The 11,908-nt window shown below is 71.6% G+C and carries 8 protein-coding genes and 1 tRNA gene; 3 read left to right on the plus strand and 6 right to left on the minus strand.

Features of this window, described 5'->3' with window-relative positions:
* Positions 1 to 88: 88 nt before the first annotated feature.
* On the minus strand, positions 89 to 745 hold the full coding sequence (locus tag AC0VYN_RS26800) for an ANTAR domain-containing response regulator (RefSeq protein WP_189228316.1): 657 nt from the start codon (positions 743 to 745) through the stop codon (positions 89 to 91).
* Between the two features lie 98 nt (positions 746 to 843).
* Here AC0VYN_RS26800 and AC0VYN_RS26805 point away from each other — a divergent pair.
* Positions 844 to 927: transfer RNA gene (locus AC0VYN_RS26805), tRNA-Leu, on the plus strand.
* Between the two features lie 249 nt (positions 928 to 1,176).
* On the opposite strand, the gene pyk is transcribed toward AC0VYN_RS26805, so the two are convergent.
* A complete protein-coding gene (pyk, locus tag AC0VYN_RS26810) occupies positions 1,177 to 2,613 on the minus strand; it encodes a pyruvate kinase (protein WP_475533029.1) in 1,437 nt (478 codons plus the stop codon).
* Positions 2,614 to 2,826: 213 nt separating this feature from the next.
* Between pyk and AC0VYN_RS26815 the strand changes: the two genes are divergently transcribed.
* Positions 2,827 to 4,632: a bifunctional metallophosphatase/5'-nucleotidase gene (locus tag AC0VYN_RS26815; protein ID WP_475533030.1), complete on the plus strand. Its 1,806-nt coding sequence runs from the start codon at positions 2,827 to 2,829 to the stop codon at positions 4,630 to 4,632.
* A 23-nt stretch (positions 4,633 to 4,655) separates the two neighbouring features.
* Here AC0VYN_RS26815 and AC0VYN_RS26820 read toward each other — a convergent pair whose 3' ends face one another.
* The 4 genes from AC0VYN_RS26820 to AC0VYN_RS26835 form a co-directional block, all read right to left on the minus strand.
* Entirely contained in the window at positions 4,656 to 6,068 is a 1,413-nt protein-coding gene (locus AC0VYN_RS26820; RefSeq protein WP_475533031.1) for a lysine N(6)-hydroxylase/L-ornithine N(5)-oxygenase family protein, read from the minus strand.
* Positions 6,065 to 7,534 (minus strand): pyridoxal phosphate-dependent decarboxylase family protein, encoded by a 1,470-nt coding sequence (locus AC0VYN_RS26825; protein WP_475533032.1) that lies wholly within the window; start codon positions 7,532 to 7,534, stop codon positions 6,065 to 6,067. The genes AC0VYN_RS26820 and AC0VYN_RS26825 overlap by 4 nt, the downstream gene beginning before the upstream one ends.
* Positions 7,535 to 7,707: 173 nt before the next feature.
* Positions 7,708 to 10,236, minus strand: coding sequence for an aminopeptidase N (gene pepN, locus AC0VYN_RS26830; RefSeq protein ID WP_475533033.1), 2,529 nt, complete (start codon positions 10,234 to 10,236; stop codon positions 7,708 to 7,710).
* Positions 10,237 to 10,410: 174 nt separating this feature from the next.
* A complete protein-coding gene (locus tag AC0VYN_RS26835; RefSeq protein ID WP_385462050.1) occupies positions 10,411 to 10,749 on the minus strand; it encodes a chorismate mutase in 339 nt (112 codons plus the stop codon).
* A 115-nt stretch (positions 10,750 to 10,864) separates the two neighbouring features.
* Between AC0VYN_RS26835 and AC0VYN_RS26840 the strand changes: the two genes are divergently transcribed.
* Positions 10,865 to 11,758, plus strand: a complete 894-nt coding sequence (locus tag AC0VYN_RS26840) for a hypothetical protein (RefSeq protein WP_475533034.1) — start codon at positions 10,865 to 10,867, stop codon at positions 11,756 to 11,758.
* Positions 11,759 to 11,908 lie beyond the last annotated feature (150 nt).

An 11,908-nucleotide genomic window follows, 5' to 3' on the forward strand; every position in this document is an offset into this window, starting at 1 on the left:
CGGTTCTGTGCAGGGACGGTGTGAACCGCACGACGAGGCCCGCGCCCCCTGCCGCACAGGGAACACGGGCCTCGTGAGGTACCGGGCGTCAGCCCTTGGACGCCTTCTTCTCCTCGGCGTCCTGGATGACCGCCTCGGCCACCTGCTGCATCGACATCCGCCGGTCCATCGACGTCTTCTGAATCCACCGGAACGCGGCCGGCTCGGTGAGCCCGTACTGCGTCTGCAGCACCGACTTCGCCCGGTCCACCAGCTTCCGCGTCTCCAGCCGCTGCGAGAGGTCCGCGACCTCCTGCTCCAGCGCCTTCAGCTCCGTGAACCGCGAAACGGCCATCTCGATCGCCGGGACGACGTCGCTCTTGCTGAACGGCTTCACCAGGTACGCCATCGCCCCGGCGTCCCGCGCCCGCTCCACGAGGTCGCGCTGCGAGAACGCGGTCAGCATCAGCACCGGCGCGATGCTCTCCTCGGCGATCTTCTCGGCCGCGGAGATGCCGTCCAGCTTGGGCATCTTCACGTCGAGGATCACGAGATCGGGCTTGTGCTCCCGGGCCAGCTCCACGGCCTGCTCCCCGTCACCGGCCTCACCGACGACGGAGTACCCCTCCTCCTCCAGCATCTCTTTGAGATCCAGCCGGATGAGCGCCTCGTCCTCGGCGATGACGACACGGGTCGTCAGCGGAGGCACGTGCGACTTGTCGTCTTCGGGCACGTCAGCGGGCTGGGGCGACTCGGGGGCGGTCACGTGGGCGCTCCTTGTTCCGGGGCAGGCGGTACTGCTGACAAGAGCCTACCTAGCTGCGGCTGACTGGGGTGAACCGGTACACTCGCTGAGGCTAACCAGCCGGGTTGGCGGAATTGGCTTACGCGGATGTCTCAAACACATCTGTCCGAAAGGACATACGGGTTCGAGTCCCGTACCCGGCACTCCTGAAGCGGAGGCTCACCTTCTCGTGAACCTCCGCTTTTTGCTGCACACGGCACCCCGCGGTGACGCACGGTGATCGTGTGAGTATCCACAGCACTGAGACATCCGGAAGCTCTTCACCGACACCCTCGACACGGTCGGTGTCGAGTGGACGACCCTCGCACGCGGCAGCGACCCCTTCAACGTCTCTGTCGCCCGCAAAGCCTCTGTCGCCCTCATGGACGCCCACGTCGGCCCCAAGTACTGACCTACCGGAGACCGTCGTCCTCCCCGATGTGGTGGACCCGGACCAGGTTCGTCGTGCCCGAGACCCCCGGCGGGGAGCCGGCCGTGATGATCACCACGTCGCCCTTGCGGCAGCGGCCGTACTCGGTCAGGAGTTCGTCCACCTGGTCGACCATCGCGTCCGTGGAGTCCACGTGCGGGCCGAGGAAGGTCTCCACGCCCCAGGTCAGGTTCAGCTGGGAGCGGGTCGCCGGTTCCGGGGTGAAGGCGAGCAGCGGGATGGGTGAGCGGTAGCGGGAGAGGCGGCGGGCGGTGTCGCCCGACTGGGTGAAGGCGACCAGGTACTTGGCGCCGAGGAAGTCGCCGATCTCCGCCGCCGCGCGGGCGACGGCCCCGCCCTGGGTGCGGGGCTTGTTGCGGTCGGTCAGCGGGGGCAGGCCCTTGGCGAGGATGTCCTCCTCGGCCGCCTCGACGATGCGGGCCATCGTGCGCACCGTGTCGGCCGCGTGCTTACCGACGCTGGTCTCGCCGGAGAGCATCACGGCGTCCGTGCCGTCGATGACCGCGTTGGCCACGTCGGAAGCCTCCGCGCGGGTCGGCCGGGCGTTGTCGATCATGGAGTCGAGCATCTGGGTGGCGACGATGACCGGCTTGGCGTTGCGCTTGGCCAGCTTGATCGCGCGCTTCTGGACGATCGGGACCTGTTCGAGGGGCATCTCGACGCCGAGGTCGCCCCGGGCGACCATGATGCCGTCGAAGGCGGCGACGATGTCGTCGATGTTCTCGACGGCCTGGGGCTTCTCGACCTTGGCGATGACGGGGAGGCGGCGGCCCTCCTCGTCCATGATGCGGTGGACGTCGAGGACGTCCCGGCCGCTGCGCACGAAGGACAGGGCGACGACGTCGAAGCCGTTGCGCAGGGCCCAGCGCAGGTCGTCCTCGTCCTTCTTGGACAGGGCGGGGACGGAGACGGCGACGCCGGGGAGGTTGAGGCCCTTGTGGTCGGAGACCACGCCGCCCTCGATCACGGTGGTGTGCACGCGGGGGCCGTCGACGGCGGTGACCTCGAGGCAGACCTTGCCGTCGTCGACGAGGACGCGTTCGCCCGGGGTGACGTCGTCGGCGAGGCCGGCGTAGGTGGTGCCGCAGATGTGGCGGTCGCCGCCGACGCCCTCCTCGACGGTGATGGTGAAGGTGTCGCCGCGTTCAAGGAGTACGGGGCCCTCGGTGAAGTGGCCGAGCCGGATCTTCGGGCCCTGAAGGTCGGCGAGGGTGCCCACGCTGCGTCCGGTCTCGTCGGAGGCCTTCCGGACGCGGTGGTATCGCTCTTCGTGTTCGGCGTGGGTGCCGTGACTGAAATTGAAGCGGGCGATGTCCATTCCGGCGTCGACCAGGCTCTTGATCTGGTCGTACGAGTCGGTGGCGGGCCCCAGTGTGCAGACGATCTTCGCTCGGCGCATGGGTCGAGCCTATGACCTACCGCCGGGTAGCGAATTGGCCGCACATGACGACTCAACAACCTCTGAGTAAAGGGTCATTGACAAGTGTTGAATTGTGCACCGGCTCGCTCCGATGAGCGTGTCTCCCGGTTCCCACTCTTGACAGGTGCCATGCCCAGGACAGAATCTACGCGCGTTGTTGATGATGTGACGGGTCACCGAGGAGAGTCAGTCATGCCGTTGAACCGCCGGAAGTTCCTGAGCAGGTCCGCCGTGACGGGGGCGGGGGTGGCGCTGGGCGGCGCGGTGGCGGCTCCGGCGGCCGAGGCGGCTCCCGCGCACCGGGGTCCCAAGAAGCCGAAGCGGTACGCGCTGACGGTGCTCGGCACGACCGACTTGCACGGGCACGTCTTCAACTGGGACTACTTCAAGGACGCGGAGTACACGGACGCGGCGGGCAACGCCCAGGGCCTGGCCCGGATCTCGACGCTGGTGAACCGGATCCGTGAGGAGCGGGGCCGGCACAACACGCTGCTGCTGGACGCGGGTGACACCATCCAGGGCACGCCGCTGACGTACTACTACGCGAAGGTGGACCCGATCACCGCCGAGGGCGGCCCGGTCCATCCGATGGCGCAGGCGATGAACGCGATCGGGTACGACGCGGTGGCGCTGGGCAATCACGAGTTCAACTACGGCATCGAGACGCTGCGGAAGTTCGAGGAGCAGTGCGACTTCCCGCTGCTCGGTGCGAACGCGGTGGACGCGAAGACGCTGAAGCCGGCCTTCCCCCCGTACTTCATGAAGACGTTCCGGGTGAAGGGCGCGCCGCCGGTGAAGGTGGCGGTGCTGGGGCTGACCAACCCGGGTATCGCGATCTGGGACAAGGCGTACGTGCAGGGGAAGCTGGCGTTCCCGGGGCTGGAGGAGCAGGCGGCGAAGTGGGTGCCGAAGCTGCGTTCGCTGGGTGCGGACGTGGTGGTCGTGTCGGCGCACTCGGGTTCGTCGGGCACGTCGTCCTACGGTGACCAGGTGCCGTACGTGGAGAACGCCGCGGCGAACGTGGCCCGGCAGGTGCCGGGGATCGACGCGATTCTCGTCGGGCACGCGCACGTGGAGATCCCGGAGCTGAAGGTCGTCAACGAGAGGACGGGGAAGACGGTCGTGCTGTCGGAGCCGCTGTGCTATGCCGAGCGGCTCACCCTGTTCGACTTCGATCTGGTATTCGAGCGTGGCCGGTGGCAGGTCGAGTCGGTGCGGGCGTCGCTGCGTGATTCCAGCACGGTGGAGGACGACCCGCGGATCGGCAGGCTGCTGGCGGACGAGCACGCGCAGGTCGTGGCGTACGTCAATCAGGTGGTCGGCACGGCGACCGAGACGCTGACGACGGTGGAGGCGCGGTACAAGGACGCCCCGATCATCGACCTGATCACCAAGGTGCAGGAGGACGTGGTCAGGGAGGCGCTGGCGGGCACGGAGTACGCGTCGCTGCCGGTGCTGGCGCAGGCGTCGCCGTTCTCGCGGACGTCGGAGATCCCGGCCGGCGAGGTGACGATCCGGGACCTGTCGAGCCTGTACGTGTACGACAACACGCTGGTGGCGAAGCTGATGACGGGGGCGCAGCTGCGGGCGTACCTGGAGTACTCGGCGGAGTACTACGTGCGGACGGCGGCGGGTGCGCCGGTGGACGTGGAGAAGCTGACGAACGCCAGCGGCCGCCCGGACTACAACTACGACTACGTGTCGGGGCTGACGTACGAGATCGACGTCGCTCAGGCGGCCGGTTCGCGGATCAGGAATCTCTCCTTCGGGGGTGCTCCGCTGGACGACGCGCAGCAGTTCGTGCTGGCGGTGAACAACTACCGGGCCAATGGCGGGGGTGCGTTCCCGCACGTGGCGTCGGCCAAGGAGCTGTGGTCGGAGTCGACGGAGATCCGTACGCGGATCGCCGAGTGGGTGACGGCGAGGGGTGTGCTGGACCCGAAGGACTTCGCGTCGGTGGACTGGTCGCTGACGCGGGAGGGTACGCCGGTGTTCTGACGCGCCGATCGCGGTTCGCGGCCTCAGATTCCGTCCGCCAGCGGGGTGAGTTCCCGGTAGTGGCGTGCGGACGGGATCTGGGGCCGTCCGCGTTCCAGGCCGAAGGTGGTGAAGGCGGTGCGGCCGGGCAGGGGGTAGGGCTCCTGCCCGGTGAGGTCGTTGAGGATGGTGGCGCTGCGCCAGGCGGCGAGTCCGAGGTCGGGTGCGCCGACGCCGTGGGTGTGGGTCTCGGCGTTCTGGACGTAGACGGAGCCGGTGACGCGGGGGTCGAGGGAGAGGCGGAAGCGTTCGTCGACGCGGGGGCGTTCGCGGTCGTCGCGGTGCAGGTACGGGTCGAGGCCGGCGAGGATGCGGCCGAGGGGGCGTTCGCGGTAGCCGGTGGCGAGGACGACGGCGCCGGTGGTGAGGCGGGAGCGGGTGTTCTGCTGGGTGTGTTCCAGGTGGAGTTCGATCCGGGTGGCGGTGACGCGGCCGGCGGTGCGGACGCGGACGCCGGGGGTGAGCACGGTGTCGGGCCAGCCGCCGTCGAGGGTGCGGCGGTAGAGCTCGTCGTGGATGGCGGCGCTGGTGTCGGCGTCGATGCCCTTGTGGAGCTGCCACTGTGCGGCGACGAGGCGGTCGCGTACGGGTTCGGGCAGGGTGTGGAAGTAGCGGGTGTGGTCGGGGGTGAAGTGCTCCAGGCCGAGCTTGGAGTACTCCATGGGGGCGAATGCCTCGGTGCGGCCGAGCCAGTGGAGGCGTTCGCGGCCGGCGGGGCGGTGGCGGAGCAGGTCGAGGAAGATCTCCGCGCCGGACTGGCCGGTGCCGATGACGGTGATGTGTTCGGCGGCGAGGAGCGCGTCGCGGTGGTCGAGGTAGTCGGCGGAGTGGATCACGGGCACGCCGGGGGCGTCGGCGAGGGGTCTGAGCGCGTCGGGGACGTGTGGTTCGGTGCCGATGCCGAGGACGACGTTGCGGGTGTGGGTGCGGCCGACGGCGTCGGCCTCTCCGTCGGCGTCTAGTCGGGTGTAGTCGACCTCGAAGAGTTCCCGCTCGGGGTTCCAGCGCACGGCGTCGACCTGGTGGTGGAAGCGGAGGGTGGGCAGGTGTTCGGCGACCCAGCGGCAGTAGGCGTCGTATTCGGCGCGCTGGATGTGGAAGCGTTCCGCGAAGTAGAAGGGGTAGAGGCGTTCGCGGGCGCGGAGGTGGTTGAGGAAGGTCCAGGGGCTGGCGGGGTCGACCAGGGTGACGAGGTCGGCGAGGAACGGGACCTGGATGCGGGCGCCGTCGATGAGCTGGCCGGGGTGCCAGCGGAAGGCGGGGCGCTGGTCGTAGAAGACGGCGTCGAGTGCCGGGAGGGGGTCGGCGAGGGCGGCGAGGGAGAGGTTGAAGGGGCCGATGCCGACACCGACGAGGTCGCGGGGTGTCGCTGGGGTGTGGGGGGCGGGGGCGCTCATCGCGGGGTGTGTCCTTCCACGAGGCTGAGGAGGCCGGCCAGGTCGTCGGGCCGGGTGTGGGGGTTGAGGAGGGTGGCCTTGAGCCAGAGCCGGCCGTCGGCGCGGGCGCGGCCGAGGACGGCGCGGCCGGTGGTGAGCAGGTCGCGGCGTACGGCGGCGACGTCGGTGTCGGTGGCGTGTGCGGGCCGGAACAGGACCGTGCTGATGGTGGGCGGGGCGTGGAGGGTGAAGCCGGGGTGGTCGTCGACGAGGGCGGCGAACTCGTGGGCGCGGGTGCAGACTTCGTCGACGAGGGCGCCGAGGCCGGTGCGGCCGAGGGTCCTGAGGGTGACGGCGATCTTGAGGATGTCGGGCCGGCGGCTGGTGCGTGGAGAGCGGCCCAGCAGGTCGGGCAGTCCGGCGTCGGTGTCGTCGTCGGCGCAGAGGTAGTCGGCGCGCTGGCGCAGTGCGGTGAGGTCGTCGGGGTTCTTGACGGCGAGGAGGCCGGCGGCGATCGGCTGCCAGCCGAGTTTGTGCAGGTCGAGGGTGATGGTGTCGGCGGCGTCGAGGCCGGCGAGGCGGGCGCGGTGGCGGGCGCTGAAGAGGAGGCCCGCGCCGTAGGCGGCGTCGACGTGCAGGCGGGCGCCGTGGGCGGCGCAGAGAGCGGCGATGTCGGGCAGGGGGTCGATGAGGCCGGCGTCGGTGGTGCCGGCGGTGGCGGCGACGAGGTGGGGGCCGGGGAGGGTGGTGAGGGCGTCGTCGAGGGCGGCGGGGTCGAGGGTGCCGGCCGGGGCGGGGATGCCGACGGGTTCGGGGAGTCCGAGGAGCCAGGCGGCGCGGGGCAGGGAGTGGTGGGCGTTGGCCCCGTGGAGGAGCCGGAGGCCGGCACCGCGGGTCTCGCGGGCGAGCAGGACGGCGAGCTGGTTGGATTCGGTGCCGCCGGTGGTGACGAGGGCGTCGGCGGCGCCTGCCTGCTCGGCGAGGGCGCGGGTGACCAGGGTTTCCAGGGTGGACGCTGCGGGTGCCTGGTCCCAGGAGTCGAGGGAGGGGTTGAGGGCGCTCGCGGCGAGGTCGGCGGCGGCCGCGACGGCGAGGGGCGGGCCGTGCAGGGTTTCCAGGGTGGACGCTGCGGGTGCCTGGTCCCAGGAGTCGAGGGAGGGGTTGAGGGCGCTCGCGGCGAGGTCGGCGGCGGCCGCGACGGCGAGGGGCGGGCCGTGCAGGTGGGCGGCGCACAGGGGGTGGGCGGGGTCGGCCGCGCCTTCGGCGAGTGCGGTGACGAGGACGCGGAGCGCCTCGGGGTCGCCCCGTTCGGGCAGGACCTCTCCGAGTGCGTCGCACAGTCTGGCGGTGACGGCGTCGGGTCCGCCGGCGGGCAGTGGTCCGCCGCGGGCGGCGGCGCCGGCCCGCAGTGCGTCGAGCACGGTGTCGCACAGCGGCCGCAGGGCGTCGGGGCCGTGCGGGCCCGAGGCGAGGGGCGGCATGCCCATGGGCTGTCCTCCGGGCGCGGGGACGGGATCTACAGGGTGTACGCGGTTGCGTGCCCGCGCCCGGAAAGCCGAACGATCAGAACCCGAAAGGGGGTAATTCGGCGGGGGTGGGTGTGCCGGGGTGGCGGTGCGGCCGGCCTCCGCGTGGTCGGGAGGCCGGCCGCGTCGCCGGGTCAGCCGGCCGGGGTGCCGCGCACCCGCAGGGCGCGGGCGAGGTCGTCGAGCTGGTCGACGAGCTTGCGGCGCAGGGCGGGGACGGGGTCGGCGGTGGCGAGGCATTCCTGGCCGAGGCGCAGGGTCTCGGCGTCGACGGCGTGCGCGGGGAAGGCCCAGCGGCCGGCGGCTTCGGCGATGGCGGGGCCGCGGCGGGCGGCGACGGCGACGGCTTCGGCGTAGTAGCGGGGGACGTAGCCGGCGACGAGGTCGGCCTGTTCGGGCTGCCAGAAGCCCTGGGCGGTGGCGGTGAACAGGTAGTTGGACAGGTCGTCGGAGGCGAACATCGCGGCCCAGGCGCTGCTCTTGGCCTCGGCGTCGGGCAGGGCGACGCGGCAGCGAGCGGCGCCCTCCTGGCCGGTGGCGCTGGGGTCGCGTTCGAGTTCGGCGGCGATCGCCGTCTCGTCGGTGGCGCCGAGGACGGCGAGGCGGGTGAGGATGCGCCAGCGCAGTTCGGGGTCGAGTTCGGGGCCGCCGGGGACGGTGCCGTCGGCGAGCCAGGCGGCGATGGTGTCCGGGTGGGCGGCGGTGTCGATGTAGTGGCGTACGGCGATCAGGCGCAGGCCGGGGTGGTCGCCGTCCTCGGTGCGGCGGATGAGGTCGCGGCACAGGTCGGAGAGGGTCGCCAGGGCGGCGGGCCGCTGTTCGGGGGTGAGGTGGCGGTCGGCGATCTGGGTGGCGGCGAAGGCGAGGACGCCCGCGACGAGGGCGAGGTCGGTCTCGTGCGGGAGGTGGGCGCGGGCGGTGTCGAGGTAGGCGGTGGCGGGGAGTTCGCCGTCGCGGACGGCGTCGCGCAGGGCGTTCCAGACGACGGCGCGGGTGAGGGGGTCGGGCAGGCCGGACAGGGCGGTGCGCAGGGTCCGGAAGGAGTCCGCGTCGAAGCGGATCTTGGCGTAGGTGAGGTCGCCGTCGTTGAGGACGACGAGTGCGGGCCGGGCGCCCGCGGTGCTGAGGGTGATGTTCCCGTCGGCGGGGACGTCCGCCTCGAGGCGTTGACGCAGGGTGAGGCGGCCGGCGTCGTGCAGGTCGTGGTCGTAGGCGCCGATGGTGACGCGGTGGGGGCGGGTGCCTCCGGTGCTGCCCCGGTGCTCGATGTTCAGGTGCCAGGTGCCGTTCTCGGCGCGCGGTTCCGGCACGAGGGTGTCGACGCCGGTGGTGCGCAGCCAGGCGTCGGCCCAGGCGTGGACGTCGCGTTCGGTGGCGGAGGCGAGGGAGTCGATGAAGTCGGCGAGGGTGGCGTTGGCGAACTTGTGCCGGTCGAAGTGGGTGTTGATGCCGGCGAGGAAGTCCTTCTCGCCGAGCCAGGCGACGAGCTGGCGCAGCGCGGAGGCGCCCTTGGCATAGGAGATGCCGTCGAAGTTGAGGAGCGCGGAGGCGGTGTCCTCGACGTTCTCGGGGGCGACGGGGTGGGTGGAGGGGCGCTGGTCGGCGTCGTAGCCCCAGGGCTTGCGGGTGACGCCGAAGTCGGTCCAGCTGCCGGTGAAGCGGGTGGCCTCGGCACAGGTCTGGTAGCCCATGTACTCGGCGAAGGACTCGTTCAGCCAGATGTCGTCCCACCACCTGAGGGTGACGAGGTCGCCGAACCACATGTGGGCCATCTCGTGGGCGATGACCATGGCGCGGGTCTGCCGTTCGGTGTCGGTGACGGCGGAGCGGAAGACGAACTCGTCGCGGAAGGTGACCAGTCCCGGGTTCTCCATGGCGCCGGCGTTGAACTCGGGGACGAACGCCTGGTCGTAGGAGTCGAAGGGGTAGGGCTCGGCGAACTTCTCGTGGTAGCGGTCGAAGCAGGCGCGGGTGACGTCGAGGAGCTCGTCGGTGTCGGCGTCGAGGTGGGGGGCGAGCGAGCGGCGGCAGTGGAGGCCGAAGGGCAGGCCGCGGTGTTCGGTGCGCACGGAGTGCCAGGGGCCGGCGGCCACGGCGACGAGGTAGGTGGAGATGAGCGGGGTGGTGGCGGCCTTCCAGTGGCCGTCGCCGGTGTGTTCGGTGATGCCGTTGGCGAGGACGGTCCAGCCCTCGGGCGCGGTGACGGCGAGGTCGAAGACGGCCTTGAGGTCGGGCTGGTCGAAGGCGGCGAAGACGCGCTGCACGTCGTCCATGAACAGCTGGGTGTAGACGTAGGTCTCGTCGTCGGTGGGGTCGGTGAAGCGGTGCATGCCCTCGCCGGTGCGGGAGTAGCGCATGGCCGCGTCGACGCGCAGTTCGTGCTCGCCGGGGGCGAGGTTCTTCAGCGGCAGGCGGTTCTCGTCCAGGGCGTCCGGGTCGAGGGGGTGTCCGTCCAGGGTGACGCTGCGCAGCTCGGCGGGCTTGACCTCGACGAAGGTGTCCGTGCTGTCCGTCCCGGCGCGGACGGTGAACCGGATGACGGTGCGGGAGTCGAAGGTCTCGTCGCCACCGGTCAGATCGAGGTCGATCGCGTAGTGGTGGACGTCGAGGAGCTGGGCACGGGTCTGCGCTTCGTCGCGCGTCAGTACGGACATGCAGGACATGCTGCCTGATGCGGTGGGCGGGGCACAGGGGCGGATCGGTACGCGGGGTTTGTCCGGTCCGCGCCGGCCCGCGCCGGGTGCGGGGCGCCCGGGGCGGGTGAGGGGCGGAGGGGGTGCGCGGTCGGGCGCCGTCGTGGTGCCGCCGCGCCCGCCCCCTGCCCGCGGGGGTGTGGGTCAGCCGGCCCCGTTGCCGGTGTCCTCGGCGATGCGCTCGTGGTGGTGGATGACCTCGGCGATGATGAAGTTGAGGAACTTCTCGGCGAACGCCGGGTCGAGTTTGGCGCTCTCGGCGAGGGCGCGCAGCCGGGCGATCTGCTTGGCCTCGCGGGCGGGGTCGGCGGGCGGCAGCTGGTGGTGGGCCTTGAGGTGGCCGACCTGCTGGGTGCACTTGAAGCGCTCGGCGAGCATGTGGACGACGGCCGCGTCGATGTTGTCGATGCTGTCCCGCAGCCGGGCCAGTTCCTCGCGGACGGCGGGGTCGGCGGCACCGGTGCCGGTGTTGCTGGTGGTCATGGCCGACCACCCTAAGGGCGCCGCGCCGGCCGCCGCAGACCGTCTCAGGCCGTGAGCGGCGCCGGGGCCCGGCTCGTACAGTGGAGGCACGGTCAGGCGTCTTGGGGGTGCGGGCGTGGCGAACGGTGGTCCGGTGGAGCACGGCTTCCCGCACCTGGACACGGTGCGCGCCGCCATCACGGCGCTGTACAGGCGTCTGTCGTACGACACCGTCCGGACGTTCTCGGCCAGTGTGGCCCCGGCCGACGTGGCGTTCTGCGACACGGACGACCTGTATCTGGGCGCGCAGCGGGTGGCGCGCGAGCTGGTGCTTCACTACCGGCTGCCGGATGCCCGGCTGATCGTCTCCTTCCGTGGGATGACGCATGCGGCGAACGTCGAGCTGGCGGCGGGCCCGGAGTACTTCGTCGAGCTGAACGACCGCTTCCGCACGCACCGCCGGGACATCGGCGCGGCGCTCGCCCATGAGGTGATGCACGTCTACCTGCACCGGATGGACCTGTCCTTCCCGGGGACGCGGGACAACGAGATCCTCACGGACACGGCGGCGGCGTACCTGGGCGCGGGGTGGCTGCTGCTGGACGCCTTCCGGGAGGACGCGACGTCGTCGCAGAAGCTGGGGTACCTGACGCCGGAGGAGTTCGGGTACGTGCTCGCGAAGCGGGCGCTGCTGTTCGGGGAGGATCCGGCGGTGTGGTTCACCAGTCCGCAGGCCTACACGGCGTACGTCGAGGGCAGGGCGCGGGCCCTGCGGGACGAGCAGCAGCCGCCTCTGACGGCGGCCGGGTGGGCGGGGCGCCGCCGGTACGCCCGGGACCGGCGGCGCGCGTCGGACCCGCATGCCGCCCCCGTGACGGACGCGCCCTACTCCTTCCTGCCGGACGCGCGCGGGCCGCTGCGGGTGTCGTTCCCCTGCCCGACGTGCCACCAGCGGATCGGGGTGCCGGTGCAGGGGCGGGTGCGGGCGCGGTGCGGGCTGTGCCGGACGGTGCTGGAGTGCGACACGTAGGGGCGGCGGCTCGCCCTCCCGCACCCCGGTGAAGGTGACCGCGGCTGTGCGGACTCCCCCGCGTGCCCCGGCGGCCGGCGGCCGGGCGTACGGCACTGCGGACCCCGCCTCTCGGCGGCTTCACAGTGTTTCGATATTTTGTTCGCCGCC

The sequence above is a fragment of the Streptomyces sp. 63XJN7_1_ISO-PGPR-S23-121 genome (genome assembly GCF_056173025.1).

Coding starts and splice junctions, on each gene's coding strand:
- AC0VYN_RS26825 (WP_475533032.1), bottom strand. CDS start 7,534: ATGGGCATGCCGCCCCTCGCCTCGGGCCCGCACGGCCCCGACGCCCTG.
- AC0VYN_RS26820 (WP_475533031.1), bottom strand. CDS start 6,068: ATGAGCGCCCCCGCCCCCCACACCCCAGCGACACCCCGCGACCTCGTC.
- AC0VYN_RS26835 (WP_385462050.1), bottom strand. CDS start 10,749: ATGACCACCAGCAACACCGGCACCGGTGCCGCCGACCCCGCCGTCCGC.
- AC0VYN_RS26815 (WP_475533030.1), top strand. CDS start 2,827: ATGCCGTTGAACCGCCGGAAGTTCCTGAGCAGGTCCGCCGTGACGGGG.
- pyk (WP_475533029.1), bottom strand. CDS start 2,613: ATGCGCCGAGCGAAGATCGTCTGCACACTGGGGCCCGCCACCGACTCG.
- pepN (WP_475533033.1), bottom strand. CDS start 10,236: ATGTCCTGCATGTCCGTACTGACGCGCGACGAAGCGCAGACCCGTGCC.